The following is a 20016-nucleotide window of genomic DNA, read 5'->3' as shown; positions in this document are numbered from 1 at the left end:
TCCAACTGAGTTAGGTTTCAATTTTTCACAAAGTGTCTAGCTTTCCGAAAGCAATATCTGCATTTGTGTAGTGGTGTCGCCAGAAGCATTGCGTCGTTTAAGCTTGTGGCGGTGTGATGAACCAACTTCTCTAATCGCTTTTTGAATTGTCATCGGAGAATTCCTTTTGATTATTCAATCGGGTTTTGGGAATGTATATTCAATCGGGTTTTGAGAATCCATATCCTGGGGAAGCAGTTTCTTGAGGATGTGCCGTAATGTCTCTTTCTCGGTGGGATTAAGAGGTGCAAAGTTTTTGATTCCTACTTTTTCCACGCGCTTAACTAACTCATTGACCATCTCTTTACCGGCAGAGGAAACTGAGTGTATGTGCAGTCGCCGATCCTTTGCGTGCGGATGAGTTTCAATCAATCCGCGGGCTGCCAGAATCCGAATGATCCCGTGGATGGTAACAGGCTTCATTCCCACCAACACCCCCAGTTCGTTCTGAGAAGTTGCGCCTTTCTCCAACAGTTTCACCATGACAACGTACTGCTGGGGTGTGATCTCAAGATCGCTAAGTTCCTGGTAGCAGTTGCGGTGATTCTTGGCGAATACTCTACCAATGAGATAGCCAAGATCCTCATCCAATACATAGGGTTGATCCACCTCTGCTGGTTTTAGTTGCTCGTTTTTTGGTTTTGGCGATCGCTCTACTGACACTGGCTTCATCCTCAAGGAGATTTGCTTTTTTGGGAAAGTCATTCTCACTATAACATTATAATCATAACGTTACTATCATAATAGTTTCTCACTTTCAAAAACCCCATAAACTAGAAATGTGTTTACCGGATATCATTTTTGAAAGAACTTGATAGACTAACGACTACGGAGTTATCAGCTTGGGTACAACAAGCTAAAATCCAGGCTAAACAGGGACGAGTTATCGATCGCATTCCCCAACTAGCTTTGGCTGATCCTGCTTGTTTTGCAGTTCATATCTGCTGTAAATCGGGGAAAAACATCAATTTTGGGGATACAGCTTGTGTTTTCCCGCTCATGAGTGTGATTAAGACATTTTCCCTACTTTATCTGCTAGAACATCTCGGAGCAGAAACAGTTTTTGGCTGGGTTGGGGTGGAACCATCGGATGCACCCTTCAATTCTTTAGAACAATTAGTTAGCGATCGCGGCCGCCCCCGCAACCCCATGATTAATAGTGGGGCAATCGCTCTCGCTGATAAGTTACCAGGAAAGGACGCTACCCAACGCACTCTTTCATTTTGTCAATGGTTCAACCAATTAGCCGGTTGCCAACTATATTTAGATGAGGTAATGCTGGCTTCAGTGCGATTAACACCTTCAAGAGCCAATGAAGCGATCGCAAATTATCTTGCCGAAGTCGGATATATCGAAAATATTAAAACAGCACTTGACACCTACAATCAAATATGCTGCATATCTGGGCGAGTTGAAGACTTAGCCCTGTTAGGAAAACTTCTAGCTTTTGAAAATAGTTTATTAAAATCACAAAATCGCCGAATTGTCAATGCTGTAATGTCAATTTGTGGACTTTATGAAGCTTCTGCGGAGTTTGCAGTCAGAATTGGTCTACCGATGAAATCAGGGATTGGTGGTGGACTTGTAGCAATAGTACCAGGTGAGGGAGCGATCGCTTGTTACAGTCCCGCCTTGGATAATATCGGAAATCCTGTCGGTGCGATCGCATTTGTCGAGGTTTTGGCACAAGAATTACAGTTGAGTGTCTTTGGTTAATTGCGGTTTTTCTGCTTCAGAGTGTTTATTTTAGTAGTACTTATCGCTCTTTTATGACTCTCGTCGGATAAAAATCATCCACCCTTATTTTTAAAGAGTTTGATGAATTTAGGCGTAGGTTGGGTTGAGGAACGAAACCCAACACCAACAATCTCTGGCTTTGTTGGGTTTTACTTCGTTCAACCCAACCTACGAATATTTTATTTTTTCGGAGTAATAAAAGAGCGTTATACAAAAATTTAGCCAAAACCCTGATTTCAAGTAGGGGCAATTCATGAATTGCCCCACAAGGTGTTATTTAAGTAACGGCGTTGATTCTTCAGCAGTTGGTGTTACCTCTGGCTGTAGTTCTGGTGCAGGAGACTCAATAATCTCTGGCAGCGTGGGTGGCAAACTCGGAGATGGCGCAACCGTTACTTCTGGAGTAGGTGTCTTGCTCGTTCGACGCTGGAAAAATCCGCCCAATCTAGATTTTGTTGACTGAGGCGGAACTTTTTCGGATAATGGCGTTGATTCAAGAGTTGGTTTTACCTCTGGCTGTACCTCTGGTGTTGGCGTAATTATTTCTGGTGCTGGAGACTCAATAATCTCTGGTAGCGTGGGTGGCAAACTCGGAGATGGCTCAACTGTGACTGATGGAGTAGGTTTCTTGCCACCCTGACGGTTAAAAAATCCGTCAACTTTAGGTTTAGTTGGCTGAGGCGGAACTTTTTCAGGTAGTGGCGTTGATTCAGGAGTCGGCATTACCGTTGGCGTAATTATTTCTGATGGTGTCGGGGATAAGGTAGGAGATGGTAGAGCCTTTGGAACTTCTAACTTTGGTTGTTCTGGTTGGGTTTTCGATTCTTTCGGAACCTCAGTTTCAGGAATTGGCTGTTTTTCTACCTTTGGTTGTATTTGAGGTGTTTTTTCAATAGAAGGCAGAGGTGTGAGTTTATAATTCTGGTCTACAATGCTTCGTACCTCATCTGCTGTTAGTTCTCCTCTGGTAATTTTCGCCAATGTATCTTTACCCTTTGGCTGGTAGTCAATCAGTCTAACTGTGGTATTAAAGGCATTTTTGAGAGGATTTCCCTGATTATCGAGAAATTCTAGCTTTATCCAGTTTTTACCAGTTTGGAAGCCTTTAAGATAGACTGCTTGCCAGCGATCGAAAATAAAGCTTTCACCATTAATAGTGACGCGGATGCGCCAATCACTAAATCCTTCGTTAGTGTTTTCCTTATCAACGAGGTGTAGGGGAGCGTTAGTGAGATAAAAATCCAGCAAGATTGGCTCTGCCCCGTAGTTTCCTTGAGGATTACTGTAAGTTAACAAGGGTGACTTAGGATCTGGATTATTGTCGTCGGTTTTGGTAAAGACGTGAAACGTTGCTTGGGCATAAGCGCCTTCATTCTTAAAGCTTTCATGCCAAGGACGAGAAGCAAAGACGCGCAGAGTATGAGTACCTGGAGACAACTCTGGCAAAACCAAGGGTTGATTCAGGTCGTAAACAGGAATATAAGGTTGATTATCCAGAATTACATGGAGATATGGCCCCAGTTGTAATTGTGGATCTTTAAATATTGGTAAATCCTTAACCTGAAAACTGGCTGTAACTTTGTTATCTTGGAAAACCTCATCAGGCTTTGGAGTCACAATTGTCACTTGTGGCTGATAAACTTCCAAACTTGGACGCAGTGCTTGGATAACAGATGGTGGGGAAACTTCCGAAAATTGCTTTGAAATTTGAGAAATCTGTGGAGAGTTTTCTCTATAACCAGTAGATACTTCCTGGCTATCGGCTTTCTCGCCGCAACTGGTCAAGCTTAATACCAGCACTAATGTCATTACCCACCTGAGAATCGGGAACCTCTCAGGGAGGAGCTTTTCTAACACCCTTTTCTGCCACGAGTTCATGCGTTGCACCCAGTGATAGTCTTCGACAATTGACAGATTATTTTCGCTCAAACTGTCCATCTGGAACTATAGCCCAAAAGGTGAAATCTACCTCACATTGCCTAAGCTTTCCTCTGTCTATTTCAGTAAATTTTAAAACAAGTCATACTTTTTACAGCTTTTTACTTACAACGATGGAAATATGACACAAATGTTCATAAGTAATAGCAGTAAAAGCTGTAAGCCAAGTGCATACAGCAAAATCATAAAACTTACCAATTGTTATTCTTTGTAAATTAAAATGGTCAATCTATTGACTTTTAGACAAATACTTTGAAGTTAAAAGGCAGATCAGACGGTAATTTCAGCAATATTCCACCAAGTTTGAATTATTGTTAAAATATCTCCAACAAAGTGCAGGTGAAGACTCTATAATTCAACGAGAAACAACTATCCACATAGAGTCTTCATCGCGGCTTCAGTGAAATTCTGAGTATGCGGTAATGGTTCACTTTGTGGTATTCATGATTCCTCATTCCTTATCAAGAGAGGAGGTCAAATGACAATAAGTCCTCCGGAGCGAGAGGAAAAAAAGGCAAGAGTAATCGTCGATAACGATCCAGTTCCAACCTCATTCGAGGCATGGGCAAAACCTGGACACTTTGACAGATCCTTAGCCAGAGGTCCCAAAACCACCACATGGATTTGGAACCTGCACGCACTCGCCCATGATTTCGATACACATACAAGCGATTTAGAAGACATATCCCGCAAGATATTCTCAGCCCACTTCGGCCACCTAGCCGTAGTGATGGTTTGGTTGAGCGGGATGATTTTCCACGGCGCGAAGTTTTCTAACTACGAAGCTTGGCTAAGTGATCCGTTAAACGTTAAGCCTAGCGCTCAAGTCGTTTGGCCCATTGTCGGACAAGACATTTTAAACGGTGATGTTGGCGGTGGTTTCCACGGCATTCAAATCACCTCCGGTTTGTTCCAAGTATGGCGTGGTTGGGGGATTACAAACTCCTTCCAACTTTACGTAACTGCGATCGGTGGGTTGGTATTAGCAGGTTTATTCCTATTTGCCGGCTGGTTCCACTACCACAAACGCGCTCCTAAACTGGAATGGTTCCAGAATGTGGAGTCCATGCTGAATCACCACTTGCAAGTATTGCTAGGTTGTGGTTCCTTGGGATGGGCAGGTCACTTAATCCACGTGTCCAATCCGACCAACAAGCTTTTGGATGCAGGCGTTGCTCTCAAAGACATCCCCTTGCCCCACGAGTTCATCTTGAACAAAGACTTGTTGACCGAGTTGTACCCCAGCTTTGCTGCTGGTTTAGCACCTTTCTTCACCTTGAACTGGGGTCAGTATGCTGACTTCCTCACCTTCAAGGGCGGTCTGAACCCAGTAACTGGTGGCTTGTGGATGACTGACATCGCGCATCACCACTTAGCGATCGCAGTTCTCTTTATCGTTGCTGGTCATCAGTACCGTACCAACTGGGGTATTGGTCACAGCATTAAAGAGATCCTCGAAAACCATAAAGGTCCTTTCACTGGTGAAGGTCACAAAGGTCTCTACGAAAACCTGACCACATCCTGGCACGCTCAATTGGCTACTAACCTAGCCTTCTTGGGTTCACTGACCATCATCATCGCGCATCACATGTACGCGATGCCCCCCTATCCATACTTGGCAACTGATTACGCTACACAGTTGTGCATATTCACTCACCATATGTGGATCGGTGGCTTCTTGATCGTTGGTGGAGCGGCTCACGCTGCTATCTTCATGGTGCGGGATTACGATCCAGTTGTGAACCAAAACAACGTGCTGGATCGGGTGATTCGTCACCGCGACGCGATTATTTCTCACCTGAACTGGGTGTCTATTTTCCTTGGCTTCCATAGCTTTGGACTTTACATCCACAACGACACAATGCGCGCATTGGGTCGTCCTCAAGACTTGTTCTCTGATACAGGGATTCAATTGCAGCCGGTATTTGCCCAGTGGATACAAAATATCCACGCCTTGGCTCCTGGTACAACTGCACCTAATGCCCTAGAACCAGTTAGCTATGTCTTTGGCGGCGGTATTTTGGCTGTTGGCGGAAAAGTGGCAGCTGCACCCATTGTTTTGGGCACAGCCGACTTCTTAATTCATCACATTCACGCCTTCACCATTCACGTCACCGTTCTAATTCTGCTCAAAGGTGTGCTGTACGCCCGTAGCTCTCGTCTGATTCCAGACAAAGCAAACTTGGGCTTCCGCTTCCCTTGCGACGGGCCTGGTCGTGGCGGTACTTGCCAAGTGTCTGGTTGGGATCACGTATTCCTCGGACTATTCTGGATGTACAACTCGATATCAATTGTAATTTTCCACTTTAGCTGGAAGATGCAATCAGATGTCTGGGGAACCGTAGATGCAGATGGTACCGTGACTCACATCACTGGTGGTAACTTTGCCCAAAGTGCTATTACCATCAACGGTTGGTTACGTGACTTCTTGTGGGCACAAGCTACACAAGTCATCAATTCCTATGGCAGCGCGCTATCTGCCTATGGTCTACTCTTCTTAGGCGCTCACTTTGTCTGGGCATTCAGCTTGATGTTCCTGTTCAGTGGTCGCGGCTACTGGCAAGAATTGATTGAGTCCATTGTTTGGGCACATAACAAACTGAAGGTAGCTCCAGCAATCCAGCCTCGCGCTCTGAGCATTATTCAGGGTCGGGCTGTAGGGGTAGCTCATTACCTCTTGGGAGGAATTGCCACAACTTGGGCATTCTTCCATGCACACATCCTTTCAGTAGGGTAGCAATCAGTTATTGAGTACTGAGTACTGAGTGCTGAGTCAAAACTCAGAACTCAGGACTCAGAACTCAGGACTCTAGACGCTGATATTTGATGGCTAAAGGTCAGAGGATTTATTAAACCTATGGCGACAAAATTTCCAAAATTTAGCCAGGATCTCGCACAGGATCCGACGACTCGTCGGATATGGTATGCGATCGCTACAGGCAACGATTTTGAAACCCATGATGGCATGACGGAAGAAAATCTTTACCAAAAGATTTTCGCAACTCACTTCGGTCACTTGGCAATCATCTTCCTGTGGGCATCCAGCCTCCTGTTCCACGTAGCCTGGCAAGGTAACTTTGAACAGTGGATTAAAGATCCCCTTCACATCCGTCCCATCGCCCATGCGATTTGGGACCCCCACTTTGGTAAACCAGCGATCGAAGCTTTTACCCAAGCGGGCGCTAGCAATCCGGTAAACATTACCTACTCTGGTCTTTACCATTGGTGGTACACCATCGGTATGCGGAATAACGGCGAACTGTACAACGGTTCAGTTTTCCTGCTGTTATTCGCTGCTGTATTATTGTTTGCTGGTTGGCTGCACTTGCAACCCAAGTACCGTCCTAGCTTGGCATGGTTTAAGAGCGCTGAACATCGCCTAAACCACCACTTAGCAGGTTTGTTTGGTGTTAGTTCATTGGCTTGGGCTGGTCACTTAATTCACGTTGCTGTCCCTGAAGCTCGCGGTCAGCACGTAGGTTGGGATAACTTCCTGAATACCCCACCCCACCCAGCCGGTTTGACACCATTCTTTACAGGCAACTGGGCTGTTTACGCTCAAAACCCTGACACCACCGGACATGTATTTGGTACATCCCAAGGTGCAGGAACTGCAATTCTGACTTTCTTGGGTGGTTTCCATCCTCAGACAGAAGCTTTGTGGCTGACTGACATTGCTCACCACCACCTAGCGATCGCAGTTTTATTCATCGTTGCCGGTCACATGTACCGGACAAACTTTGGGATTGGTCACAGTCTCAAAGAAGCATTGAATGCCAAGAGTTTCTTTGGTATTCCAGTTGAAGGTCCGTTCAACCTACCTCACCAAGGTATTTACGACACCTACAACAACTCCTTGCACTTCCAATTGGGTTGGCACTTAGCAGCGCTAGGTGTTGTCACCTCCTTGGTAGCACAGCACATGTACTCCATGCCTTCCTACGCATTCATTGCGAAGGACTACACAACTCAGGCAGCGTTGTACACCCATCACCAGTATATTGCTGGATTTTTGATGCTTGGTGCTTTTGCTCACGGTGCAATCTTCTGGGTACGTGATTACGATCCAGAGCAAAACAAAGGCAACGTACTTGACCGCGTGCTGAAGCACAAAGAAGCGATTATTTCCCACCTTAGCTGGGTATCCCTTTTCTTGGGCTTCCACACCCTTGGTTTGTACGTACACAACGACGTAGTAGTTGCTTTCGGCACTCCTGAAAAGCAAATCTTGATTGAGCCAGTATTTGCTCAATTCGTCCAAGCTGCAAACGGTAAGGTATTGTACGGTTTAGATACATTGCTATCTAACCCTGATAGTATTGCTTACACAGCATGGCCTAACTACGCTAACGTTTGGCTTCCAGGCTGGTTAGATGCCATTAATGCTGGTACTAACTCACTATTCTTGACAATTGGCCCTGGCGACTTCTTGGTACACCATGCGATCGCTCTAGGTCTGCACACCACCACCTTGATCTTAGTCAAAGGTGCTTTGGATGCCCGTGGTTCTAAGCTGATGCCCGATAAAAAGGACTTCGGCTATGCCTTCCCTTGCGACGGCCCCGGTCGTGGCGGTACTTGCGACATCTCAGCATGGGATTCCTTCTACCTCGCTACCTTCTGGATGCTCAACACCATTGGTTGGTTGACCTTCTACTGGCATTGGAAACATCTCGGTGTTTGGCAAGGCAACGTCGCTCAGTTCAATGAGAACTCTACATATCTCATGGGCTGGTTCCGCGATTACCTCTGGGCTAACTCTGCTCAGTTGATTAACGGTTACAACCCTTACGGCGTGAATAACCTGTCTGTCTGGGCTTGGATGTTCTTATTTGGACACCTAGTTTGGGCTACTGGCTTCATGTTCTTAATCTCCTGGAGAGGTTACTGGCAAGAGTTGATTGAAACCCTTGTTTGGGCACACGAACGCACTCCTCTAGCTAACCTAGTTCGCTGGAAAGACAAGCCCGTGGCTCTGTCTATTGTTCAAGCTCGTGTAGTTGGTCTAGCTCACTTCACTGTTGGCTACATCGTGACTTACGCAGCATTCTTGATTGCTTCTACTGCTGGTAAGTTCGGTTAATTCGGCTGCTAGTTTTGTAGATAAGTAATAAAAATCCCCCACCTAATGGTAGGGGATTTTTTTTAAACTCGGTAAATTCAAGGTTGTTATTATGCTTATGACTTTATCTGCTAATTTTTATACACCAGAGCTAATTTTTTATCTTATAGTTTTTCTATTTAATATTTTCAACAAGTATGTTAACGATATTTTTAAATTTAGAATTACGATGATGACCGCACATCGCCAGAAAAAAGTTGGAGAAACCGGCTTTCAGCAACACATAATAAAATTCATTATGATTAGTCATTATTCCATGTTCGGTGTCTGATTCTAGCTCCATGATGCCATTGTCTACTAAACATTTAATCATGAGGTCAAATTTATCTACAAAGATACCTGTCTTTTTGCAAATCTTTGGTACAGGATTTTCTTCGGCTGTTTCACCTGTCAAACTTTGAAAAAAGTAGCATTCTCCAGTTGGGAACTTCCACCACATTTCTACATCAATACCATTGCCTAACCATGTTCTTAGCCGATAAACATACTCTAAAGCACCTGTTAAACCCTCAATATATGGTAACGTTATATCCATATTTTTATTTTCCAGATATAAAAATGGCATTTGCTGGGTTTCCCTGTTTCTGTATTTAGCTTAAAATTATACTGGTGTTATTTCAGCCGCTTGTTTACTCGTAAAAAATGTGTCCTGCATGAAATAATTTTACACATAGCTATTTATAAGACAAAGCAGTAAAACCCACTGGCTTCTATCGAGTTTGAGTTGATTAAGCTTTTACATATTAAGGTTTTAGTAGTTGTGCTAAAGCTTTGCTAAATTTATGGTGGGTTGAAAGGTAAGGCAGATATCTGCCATTGTTATAGTGTGTCTGTTTGTAGTTGTGACACACAATCTCTTAACAGTGACAAATAATTAGTTAATGCACAACAAAAAAGGCGGCACCCGGATTTGAACCGGGGGTGGAGGTTTTGCAGACCTCTGCCTTACCACTTGGCTATGCCGCCATTCCCATACTATAGAGGCTTTTTGCTTACTACTTGGTAGCTTAAGAACCCAATAGCGTTAGTTTAACAATAGTAGCACAAGATTGTGAGGTAGAGATAGTGGGTTAACTAGATGTTTTTGGTGTTTTATGGCATTTTTGTGATATTCGGTGCGCCAATTAGTCGCAAAGAATGATTCCCAACGAGCGATCGCCTGTGCTATTGCTATGCAATTAGCAATGCAGCAAGTAAATGAAATGAACAAAATTGTCTGACGACAAGCTGCTAGGCATCTACACAATTCTCTCTCAATGCACTGCGTCAGTCTGGGTGAGGTTAGGACATCAATATTAGGAATTAAGGAAGTGGGGTGTATGTAAATAGGGTCAGCGGAAAAAGTAGGTAGTTCAGATTTTTTTGAAATAGTAGCAATTGTTGCTGATCTAACCAAGCGATCGCGGTAAGATTTTGCACTTAAGGCTGATTTCATTCCAACTTCCATAACTCCTTAATAATTCGTAATTAATGATATAGAATAAATAATTTTAGTTTTGGGTATACAAAATATAATTCCTTGCCAAACTGAGATTCAATTACATCCAAAGGACAAATGACGAACGTAAACAACTTTCAAAGATTAGTAGAACTTGCAAATGAATATGGGATTATTTGCCAACCAACACCAGAAGAATGCCTGATTGCATCCTTGCCTGGAGATGATGATTTCTTATTAGCTTTTACTTGGTCTGGCGCAGTTGAAGGAGAGCCGACAGAGCATGAATTAATAGCTATTAGTGTACAGGATCTAGTCAAAGAAGTTACTGTTGCAGCTTGGCAAATTCCTATTTATTTATTCGGAAACGTTTTAAGACAAGCTCAGATGCTTGTTGCTGCACACAAAGATTTTGTTAGCTCGTAGAGAAGCTTTATCTTTTTTCTGGATTTTTAACCTCGTGCTACTTAAATGCTAGTTAAAACGGTAGCCTTAAATAATCCAGCAACTCACACACTGCGTTATGTTACCTAAACCCAAAAAGCACTGGACACCCCAGCACTGGGCAAGTTGGAAGCCTTTCGGCATTGGCGAACAGTATCCCAATAATTATTGGGAGGTTTTTCGGGCAATTTGGCTATCTCGTGACCAACTCCCTTATGCGTGGAATATTCTCGATAAGGGTGTCTGTGATGGTTGCGCTCTCGGAACAACCGGCATGAAGGATTGGACAATAGAAGGCATCCATCTCTGCAATGTCCGGTTGCGGCTGTTGCAAATGAATACTATGCCAGCTTTTGACCCTGTGTTATTAGAGGATGTTTCGCTGTTACAAAAGCAAAAAAGCTCCCAATTACGAGACTTGGGACGGCTTCCTTATCCTATGATGCGTCAACGAGGGGAAAAAGGCTTTCGCCGTGTTAGTTGGGGTGAAGCTTTAGGGGTAATTAGCGATCGCATCCGCTCTACTACACCAGACCGCCTCAGTTTTTATATTACCAGTCGCGGTACCGTCAACGAAACTTATTATGCTACCCAAAAAGCAGTCCGAGCAATGGGAAGCAATAACATTGATAACGCTGCCCGTATTTGCCATTCTCCCAGTACGGCAGGACTAAAAGCTGCTATCGGTGCTGCGGCTACCACCTGTTCTTATAAAGACTGGATTGGAACTGATTTATTAGTCTTCATTGGTTCTAACGTTGCTAATAATCAGCCCGTCACCGTTAAGTATCTCCATTATGCTAAGAAAGCTGGCACAAAGATTGTAGTTATTAATACTTACCGCGAGCCAGGAATGCAGCGCTACTGGGTTCCCTCAATTGTGGAAAGTGCTGTTTTCGGTACAAAGTTTGCCGAAGACTTCTTCTTAATCAACATGGGCGGGGATATAGCATTTTTGAATGGCACGATTAAACATATAATTGCTAATAACTGGGTAGACCAGTCATTTATAGATTTACACACAGTTGGCTTTGCTGAACTCAAAACATCTTTAGAAAGCCAATCTTGGGAAAAATTAGAGCGGCTTTCTGGCACATCCTGCGAGGAAATGTACGCTTTTGCCAAAATGGTCAAAGAAGCTAATAAAGCGGTATTTGTTTGGAGTATGGGCATTACTCAGCATGAATGCGGTGAAGATAATGTCCGAAGTATCATCAACTTAGCTCTCACCAAGGGTTTTGTCGGTCGGGAAGGTTGTGGTTTAATGCCGATTCGCGGTCATTCTGGGGTACAGGGGGGTGCAGAGATGGGATGTTACGCGACAGTATTTCCTGGTAGTAAACCTATCACCCCAGAAAATGCTGCCCAATTGAGTCAGGATTGGGGCTTTGAAGTGCCAGCAAGTAAAGGTTTAATTGCTCCAGAAATGATTAATGCTGCACATCAGGGGAATTTAGATGTGTTGTTTTCTGTGGGCGGGAATTTTTTAGAAGTGCTGCCAGAACCGGATTATGTAGAAGCGGCGCTAAAGAAAATACCGTTGCGGGTACATACGGATATTGTTCTCTCTAGCCAAATGTTAGTGGAACCTGCTGATACTGTGGTGCTTTTACCTGCGACAACTCGCTACGAAATTCCAGGGGGAGTGACGGAAACTAACACTGAACGGCGGATAATTTTCAGTCCAGAAATTCCCGGGCCGCGGATTGGCGAAGCGCGTCCAGAGTGGGAAGTGTTTCTAGAATTGGCAAGGCGTGTAAAACCAGATTTGGCAGATAAGCTGACTTTTGCAGACACATCTGCTATCCGTCAAGAAATTGCTCAAGTTGTCCCCCAATATGCAGGTATTCAACACTTACAGCAAGCTGGCGATCAATTTCAGTATGGTGGATCACATTTATGCTTTGGTTGGAATTTTCCAACAGCAGATGGTAAAGCCCACTTTGGAGTATTATTGCCCCGCCAAAGGGAATTACCAGAAGGTTATTTCTTAGTAGCAACGCGTCGAGGGAAGCAATTTAATAGTATGGTGCAGGAACGCAAAGATGCAATTACTGGGGCGGTGCGAGAGGCGGTGTTAATTAATGCTGCTGATGCGGCACAGTTGGGTTTAAAAGATGGGGATAAGGTAATTCTCAAAAATGATTTGGGCGAGTTGTTATGTCAAGTTTATATTGCGCCGATTCAGTCAGGAAACTTGCAAGTACATTGGCCAGAAGGGAATGTGCTACTAGATAAAAGTAAGCGATCGCTTGAAGGTGTACCTGATTATAATGCGATCGCACGGTTAGAGAAACAAACCTAATATTACCGCTTTCCCCCTGCTATGCTCAACTTAATATCACCTCAAAATTTGCAGCCATGTCCATCGCCAAAGATTTTGAAACCCTAGAAGATGTAATATTTCCACCAGGGGATTTAGAAAGTAACGAACCACCATTGGAAACATACCTACATTTGCAGCAAATGTTGCTATTGATAAAATGCCTTGATTGATAATGGCGAGACCACAACGACATCTGTACCACTATTAACGTGAAATGGTATTAGGGGTTAGGTTCTTCGTGAGTTTTTCTATATGATCTGAAAAGTCGGATTTTACAGACGCAATTAATTACGTCTGTACAAAATCAAATAAAAATCATCACATGCAGCAATGCAACACCAATATCCAACATCCAAAATCCGAAGCTGACTATGGTGTTGGGAACTTTTTTTTTACGATTTTCGCTCCTTTTATATCTAGTAATTGTGCTAATTCGGTTGTATTCAATGACTTGACAAGACTTAAGCCCAGAGACTTACTAGAAATGCTTTGAGTGTAGGCGGCGTTCAGGTAGGGCGTGTATTGTGGTCTTCCGGCAATGTATGTTTGGAAGAAAGGTAAACTTAAAACATTCATGTAACGACGCGCTTGGGAAGCATCACCAATCATATCGGCAGGTAATGCTACTTGTTGATTTGCAGGATTACCATTACCAATAGTAGAAAAGTGAGTACCACCTACAAGCATGACAAGATACTTTTGTGAATTCGCAAACCAGGAGAAAGGTAGAATTTGCTCAGATAAAGCTGGTGCAACAGTATCATCACTACTGCTGACAATCATCACCGGAGTTTTAATTTGACTTAAGCCAGCTTTGCCGAAAATAGAACTAGTGATGGGATTAACTGCGATCGCAGCTTTCACTCTTTCATCCCACAGGTTATAATCCTTGCCAGACTTGCTGATGTTCAATTCTAAAGCGCGACACTGGAGCAGTAAAGACATATTCCAGGTTTTTTGTAGTGCTGCTGGTTGACAGTCTTGTTTTAGCTGCTCAAAGTTGATTTTAGCACCTGCTAAGGCTAAGGCTGTGTAGCCCCCCAAAGATTGACCAAATACTCCGACTTGTTGCAGATTTAAGTGACCTTTAAACCGTGAATCAGATTGATTACCTTTTTCCAATTGATTCAATATATATGTTATGTCCATTGGTCGGTCTTTAAATTCACCTGGTTCTGCGATTTCATTGGCGTGTCCCTTTAGCAGAGAACGCAATTGTTTAGCATCACTACCAGGATGATTGGGAACAACAACGGCAAATCCATAGGAAGCTAGGTGAGTGGCTAAATATTGAAAGTTGCTGCTATCTAAACCCAAACCGTGAGAAATCACAATTACTGGTGTAGCATTATGGACATTGGGAATGTAAACATCAGTTAATAAAAGCCGATTGCGTGTTGAGTCGAAAAATTTTAGGGTGTATTTTTGCGATTTAAACTTTCCCGGAACCTTTAAATCGGGCAATTGCGAGAAATTTGGTTGTGAAATGGTAGCAGCTTCTATTTTAGACTCTTGAGAAACTGCTGTGATCGCACTATGGGTTTGATTAACAAGTTTCTCCAATTCCGTAGCTATTACCAAAGTCTCGGCGACATCAAGGCGAATGCTACTGCTTGGATACTTACGCAACACATTCAAAAGTGTCAAGCCTCCCGATTCACCAGAGGCGGAAATTAGCGCCGAACGCAAAGCACTAAATCTTGGTTCTGGTTGAGAAGATTTATTGATAATGACTTGCGCCAACCGATGCAGTAAAAATTCTCCTTGCGGTGTGTAGAGAAGTTGCGAAAGGACTACTGGACTAACTTTCACTCGTTCAAGTAAAATCCGCCGCAATTCTGGAAGCTGTTGTAGAGGCAAATATTGCTGATATGCTGCTAAATCTTCTTTAATTACACCTGTTTTAACATAATTTTCTAAAGTGTTAACTGAAATGGAAAGCTCTAAAGCTGAATAAGATGCATAAATCCGCTCTGCTGCCAAGACAGAATTACTCATTCCCATCGTTGGTAGCAGTGTTGAAAGAACCAGCAATAGGGAATTTTTTCTGAGGCTGCTGGCCCAATTACCAAATAAACTATTCATCGCTCAACTGTTTCGGTGGTCTGGTTTGATCAGGTGTTGGCTTTGGTAGTTATTCGGACACCCTGCTTGGTTTACTTAATGTCAAAACAGAATTTAGGAGTCAGAAATTAGAATCTTTCAGTAATTAATTCTGACTACTGTTAGAGATAGCGGAGCGTTTAGCCCATTCTGATTTTTGAATTCTTCTTCAAGGATTGTTCTCTTGGCTATCAGGTCAATAATGAAATACTACAGAGTCACATAGATAGTTAAAGTATCTATCTTGCAAGAGGCTGATTCCGTAGTTTGCCTTCACTATCAAATCATAACAAATAAAAAATTCTCTGCCTCAGTATTTATATTGTAGCTTTGAATATCGCCCAAATTCACGAGATTAAAACCCAGTATAAATCCTGAGAATCTTGACTATTAATCAGCTTTTCCCAGTGCGATCGCTACTGAACCTATGACTACTAAACCCGCTCCTAATATTGCGATAAAACTGAAGTTTTCTGATGGTATCCAATCAGGTGCAATAACTGATACAACTGCAACTGATATTAACGTCAAAATGGGAGCTAAAGCTATTACTGCACTCACTCGTGATGCTTCCAAATGTTCTAATGATTCGGCAAAAGCACCATAAGCAATTAAAGTATTCAAAGCACAAAAAATCAACATTCCTAAATGAAATAGATCGAGTGTAAAAAGTGATTTTACTCTGGCTAGAGGAGTGAATAATAAAGCACAACCCCCGTAAATAATCAGCATGATGCTGGAGGAAGATAAAGATTGTAATAACTGCTTTTGTACCAAAGCATAAATTGCCCATGCCGTTGCTCCTAGCATAATCAAAAAACTACCTAGTAGATATGTGCCATGCACTGTAATTAAATTTGTTAGTTGTTCGCCAAAAAATAAAACATAACCACAAATCATTACACTCACACCAATCCATTGATACAGCCGATAACGTTCTTTAAAAATGACTAACCCTCCGAAACCTAATAAAAGGGTAGATAATTGAATCAGAACTTCAGCGTTAGCAGGTGATGTAAGTGCTAAACCTTGCATGAACAGAAAATAATTAATCCCTAAAAATAGTGTAGCGATCGCTAATAATTTCCATGAAGCAGAGTGCAGCTGTTCTAACTTTGGTAAGTTACCACGTATTCCTAAATATATAGAAATTAGTACAAATGATACTAAAAAGCGAAACCAAATGACAGTATAGACATCAAGCACTTGCAGAGTTACCGACAGAGCAAGAGGTAAAATTCCCCACAATAAAACCGTCAATAGCGATAACCCTAGCCCTAAGCGCCAGCGACCAGAACTTTGATGTAGTGACATTTAAATATCCTACTCAAAGTAGGGCTGATAAACTGAAAAACATCTCAATTGATAATCTTATTAAATTAAACCCTTGGGAGGTAAGCATCTTGCCCGCCCTAATTGGGTCAATTAAATTTGTAATCGCTAAATAAACTCAAACATTGAAAGGCAAAATTTGTAAATACAGTCTTGTAGTCCCCACTGACAGGATTACAGTTGAAGCTTTTATTTCCCAACACTTAGTCCCGCAGCTTTGGGAAGGTGCTTGTGTAGTGATGGATAATTGTTCCATTCATAAGGGAAAATAAATTGAGAATTTAATTATACCAGTAGCTTCTAACAAATTAAAATTGTCCACTGATTCTCAAACCTTAGAGGTCTAAAGAAATTAGTGACTCTTGACTGCCTCTTGATAATTATGAGTAAATTCGATGATGCTAAGTTTAAGAAATAAATTCAGAATATAGCTTGATATTCTTCTCTCACATTCCGCACTTCAAATAGTATTTATAGATTATATTTAGTAAAATTTTATCCTTAAAAAATGTAACACTATATCAACTTTGTATTAAAATAATTTACCTTTTTTATCTAAAGTACAATCCTCATACTCAAATCCAACCACTTCGACTGAGTAATCGGGGCACTGCTAGAAATATAGTCAACACCTGTCTCTGCTATACCGCGAATCGTCTCTAAAGTAACATTCCCCGAAGCTTCAATTTTCACCCGGCTATCGTGCTGGCGAATCAACTGCATCGCCTCACGCATCATATCCACAGGCATATTGTCCAACATAATAATGTCAGCATTGTGCTGCAAAGCTTCTTTCACCTGCTCTAAACTTTCTGTCTCTACCTCTATAGTCAAAGGATAAGGAATCCGAGAACGAATACGGGTAACAGCTTCTCCAATTCCCCCAGCCGCAGCAATGTGATTATCCTTAATCATCACCGCATCATCCAACCCCATACGGTGATTAATCGCCCCACCCAAAGCAGTCGCGTACTTTTCCAATAGTCTCAGCCCTGGTGTAGTTTTGCGCGTATCCACCAACTGAGCAGGTAAATCAGCAATTTTCTCTATATATATATTAGTGAGCGTAGCAATCCCACTCAAGTGCATAGCTAAATTCAGAGCAACTCGTTCCCCCATCAGTAGCGCATCTAGCGAACCATGAATTTCAGCTACCACCTGTCCCGGCTCACACCATGTACCTTCAGCCGCAACCGCCACAAAGCTGACTTTTTCATTCAAAATTTGAAATACCCTAGCTGCAACTGGTAAACCAGCAATTATTCCTGAAGCTTTAGCTATCCATAAAGCCTTACCTAGCGTCACATCTTCTACTAATAGCGCACTTGTTGTGCGATCTCCCCTACCAATATCCTCCAACAAGCAGCCGCGCAAGATTGGATCTAAAACCAGCCAAGGCGGTAAAACAGCATAACTGCTCACAAATTTATTGTTTTCTAAATGACTACCAGGAATAATATAGCTTAAAAGTCTTACCCACAAAGGTTTTGATAGCGATAGAAAATTCTTCCCAAAAGAAATTTGGAAAAATAGTTGACATGAGGAGTTGTGTTCGGTATATTGAATAAGTGCCTGAAGCGGAGCGTTGAAAAGCGCCGCTTTGTGGGATACCGAACCTTGAAAACATTATAGTTTGAAAGCAATTATACAGCAAGTGTGTTGCGTCAAGAAAATAAAGATAACTAAGCTGAAGTTAAAAAAGAGCAGCTATTGAGCTTACAAACGCTTCAAAACGGAGAGTTTGATCCTGGCTCAGGATGAACGCTGGCGGTATGCTTAACACATGCAAGTCGAACGGTGCTTTCGGGCACAGTGGCGGACGGGTGAGTAACGCGTGAGAATCTGGCTCTAGGTCTGGGACAACCACTGGAAACGGTGGCTAATACCGGATGTGCCTTAATTGGTGAAAGGTTAACTGCCTAGAGATGAGCTCGCGTCTGATTAGCTAGTTGGAAGTGTAATGGACTCCCAAGGCGACGATCAGTAGCTGGTCTGAGAGGACGATCAGCCACACTGGGACTGAGACACGGCCCAGACTCCTACGGGAGGCAGCAGTGGGGAATTTTCCGCAATGGGCGAAAGCCTGACGGAGCAATACCGCGTGAGGGAGGAAGGCTCTTGGGTCGTAAACCTCTTTTCTCAGGGAAGAACAAAATGACGGTACTTGAGGAATAAGCATCGGCTAACTCCGTGCCAGCAGCCGCGGTAATACGGAGGATGCAAGCGTTATCCGGAATGATTGGGCGTAAAGCGTCCGCAGGTGGCAATGTAAGTCTGCTGTTAAAGAGTCTAGCTCAACTAGATAAGAGCAGTGGAAACTACATAGCTAGAGTACGTTCGGGGCAGAGGGAATTCCTGGTGTAGCGGTGAAATGCGTAGAGATCAGGAAGAACACCGGTGGCGAAGGCGCTCTGCTAGGCCGTAACTGACACTGAGGGACGAAAGCTAGGGGAGCGAATGGGATTAGATACCCCAGTAGTCCTAGCCGTAAACGATGGATACTAGGCGTGGCTTGTATCGACCCGAGCCGTGCCGTAGCTAACGCGTTAAGTATCCCGCCTGGGGAGTACGCCGGCAACGGTGAAACTCAAAGGAATTGACGGGGGCCCGCACAAGCGGTGGAGTATGTGGTTTAATTCGATGCAACGCGAAGAACCTTACCAAGGCTTGACATGTCGCGAATCTTCTTGAAAGGGAAGAGTGCCTTCGGGAGCGCGAACACAGGTGGTGCATGGCTGTCGTCAGCTCGTGTCGTGAGATGTTGGGTTAAGTCCCGCAACGAGCGCAACCCTCGTTTTTAGTTGCCAGCATTAAGTTGGGCACTCTAGAGAGACTGCCGGTGACAAACCGGAGGAAGGTGGGGATGACGTCAAGTCAGCATGCCCCTTACGCCTTGGGCTACACACGTACTACAATGCTCCGGACAGAGGGCAGCAAGCATGCGAATGCAAGCAAATCCCGTAAACCGGAGCTCAGTTCAGATCGCAGGCTGCAACTCGCCTGCGTGAAGGAGGAATCGCTAGTAATTGCAGGTCAGCATACTGCAGTGAATTCGTTCCCGGGCCTTGTACACACCGCCCGTCACACCATGGAAGCTGGTAGTGCCCGAAGTCATTACTCCAACCATTCGTGGAGGAGGATGCCTAAGGCAGGACTGGTGACTGGGGTGAAGTCGTAACAAGGTAGCCGTACCGGAAGGTGTGGCTGGATCACCTCCTTTTTAGGGAGACCTACACCCCTTACAGCTCGAAAAGCATACAGCTATATAGAACGTAAGTTGGTCTAACCTAGGTCGGTCGTAGACATTTGCATCATGTATTTTGAAAGCTTTCAAACTATGATTTGGTTCGATATGGGCTATTAGCTCAGGTGGTTAGAGCGCACCCCTGATAAGGGTGAGGTCCCTGGTTCGAGTCCAGGATGGCCCACCTGAATCAATTAAAAATGTAAAATTACAAACTAAAAATTTAAGATAACTTCAATAAATTTTTAATTCTCAATTTTTAATTTTTAATTAATTGATGGGGGTTTAGCTCA

At 43.4% G+C, this 20016-nt stretch carries 12 protein-coding genes, 3 tRNA genes, 1 rRNA gene and 1 pseudogene (1 of these 17 only partly in view); 9 read left to right on the top strand and 8 right to left on the bottom strand.

Annotated elements, in window-relative coordinates:
• Nucleotides 1-174 precede the first annotated feature (174 nt).
• Nucleotides 175-711, bottom strand: a complete 537-nt coding sequence (locus GTQ43_RS13225) for a MarR family winged helix-turn-helix transcriptional regulator (protein ID WP_265273062.1) — start codon at nucleotides 709-711, stop codon at nucleotides 175-177.
• A gap of 129 nt (nucleotides 712-840) precedes the next feature.
• Between GTQ43_RS13225 and glsA the strand changes: the two genes are divergently transcribed.
• Complete coding sequence (gene glsA / locus GTQ43_RS13220) at nucleotides 841-1755, top strand: glutaminase A (RefSeq protein ID WP_265273061.1); 915 nt, start codon at nucleotides 841-843, stop codon at nucleotides 1753-1755.
• Nucleotides 1756-2049: 294 nt separating this feature from the next.
• Here glsA and GTQ43_RS13215 read toward each other — a convergent pair whose 3' ends face one another.
• Complete coding sequence (locus tag GTQ43_RS13215) at nucleotides 2050-3654, bottom strand: hypothetical protein (protein ID WP_265273753.1); 1605 nt, start codon at nucleotides 3652-3654, stop codon at nucleotides 2050-2052.
• Between the two features lie 538 nt (nucleotides 3655-4192).
• Between GTQ43_RS13215 and psaA the strand changes: the two genes are divergently transcribed.
• Nucleotides 4193-6451 (top strand): photosystem I core protein PsaA, encoded by a 2259-nt coding sequence (psaA, locus tag GTQ43_RS13210; protein ID WP_265273060.1) that lies wholly within the window; start codon nucleotides 4193-4195, stop codon nucleotides 6449-6451.
• Between the two features lie 120 nt (nucleotides 6452-6571).
• On the top strand, nucleotides 6572-8797 hold the full coding sequence (gene psaB, locus GTQ43_RS13205; RefSeq protein ID WP_265273059.1) for a photosystem I core protein PsaB: 2226 nt from the start codon (nucleotides 6572-6574) through the stop codon (nucleotides 8795-8797).
• A 154-nt stretch (nucleotides 8798-8951) separates the two neighbouring features.
• On the opposite strand, the gene GTQ43_RS13200 is transcribed toward psaB, so the two are convergent.
• The 3 genes from GTQ43_RS13200 to GTQ43_RS13190 all read right to left on the bottom strand — a co-directional run bounded on the left by GTQ43_RS13200 (nucleotide 8952) and on the right by GTQ43_RS13190 (nucleotide 10271).
• Nucleotides 8952-9401 (bottom strand): hypothetical protein, encoded by a 450-nt coding sequence (locus tag GTQ43_RS13200; protein WP_265273058.1) that lies wholly within the window; start codon nucleotides 9399-9401, stop codon nucleotides 8952-8954.
• A 330-nt stretch (nucleotides 9402-9731) separates the two neighbouring features.
• Nucleotides 9732-9802: transfer RNA gene (locus GTQ43_RS13195), tRNA-Cys, on the bottom strand.
• Nucleotides 9803-9860: 58 nt separating this feature from the next.
• Complete coding sequence (locus tag GTQ43_RS13190) at nucleotides 9861-10271, bottom strand: hypothetical protein (protein ID WP_265273057.1); 411 nt, start codon at nucleotides 10269-10271, stop codon at nucleotides 9861-9863.
• Between the two features lie 120 nt (nucleotides 10272-10391).
• On the opposite strand from GTQ43_RS13190, the gene GTQ43_RS13185 reads away from it, so the two are divergent.
• From GTQ43_RS13185 to GTQ43_RS13175, 3 genes and pseudogenes are all read left to right on the top strand, one after another.
• Complete coding sequence (locus tag GTQ43_RS13185; protein ID WP_265273056.1) at nucleotides 10392-10700, top strand: hypothetical protein; 309 nt, start codon at nucleotides 10392-10394, stop codon at nucleotides 10698-10700.
• 97 nt (nucleotides 10701-10797) lie between these two features.
• A complete protein-coding gene (locus tag GTQ43_RS13180) occupies nucleotides 10798-13023 on the top strand; it encodes an FdhF/YdeP family oxidoreductase (protein WP_265273055.1) in 2226 nt (741 codons plus the stop codon).
• A gap of 56 nt (nucleotides 13024-13079) precedes the next feature.
• Nucleotides 13080-13211: pseudogene (locus GTQ43_RS13175) on the top strand (Uma2 family endonuclease); the annotation flags it as partial.
• Between the two features lie 202 nt (nucleotides 13212-13413).
• Here GTQ43_RS13175 and GTQ43_RS13170 read toward each other — a convergent pair.
• The 3 genes from GTQ43_RS13170 to nadC form a co-directional block, all read right to left on the bottom strand.
• On the bottom strand, nucleotides 13414-15129 hold the full coding sequence (locus GTQ43_RS13170) for an alpha/beta hydrolase (protein ID WP_265273054.1): 1716 nt from the start codon (nucleotides 15127-15129) through the stop codon (nucleotides 13414-13416).
• A gap of 408 nt (nucleotides 15130-15537) precedes the next feature.
• Nucleotides 15538-16461 (bottom strand): DMT family transporter, encoded by a 924-nt coding sequence (locus GTQ43_RS13165; protein ID WP_265273053.1) that lies wholly within the window; start codon nucleotides 16459-16461, stop codon nucleotides 15538-15540.
• Between the two features lie 573 nt (nucleotides 16462-17034).
• Entirely contained in the window at nucleotides 17035-17901 is an 867-nt protein-coding gene (nadC, locus tag GTQ43_RS13160) for a carboxylating nicotinate-nucleotide diphosphorylase (RefSeq protein ID WP_265273052.1), read from the bottom strand.
• Between the two features lie 307 nt (nucleotides 17902-18208).
• Between nadC and GTQ43_RS13155 the strand changes: the two genes are divergently transcribed.
• From GTQ43_RS13155 to GTQ43_RS13145, 3 genes are all read left to right on the top strand, one after another.
• Nucleotides 18209-19699, top strand: a 16S ribosomal RNA gene (locus tag GTQ43_RS13155).
• A 134-nt stretch (nucleotides 19700-19833) separates the two neighbouring features.
• Nucleotides 19834-19907, top strand: a tRNA-Ile gene (locus GTQ43_RS13150).
• 95 nt (nucleotides 19908-20002) lie between these two features.
• Nucleotides 20003-20016, top strand: a tRNA-Ala gene (locus GTQ43_RS13145); it runs 59 nt beyond the window's last position.

The organism is Nostoc sp. KVJ3 (assembly GCF_026127265.1).
Classification (GTDB): domain Bacteria; phylum Cyanobacteriota; class Cyanobacteriia; order Cyanobacteriales; family Nostocaceae; genus Nostoc.
Note: the sequence above shows the minus strand (reverse complement) of the source record. Positions and strands in the feature narration are given on the sequence as shown.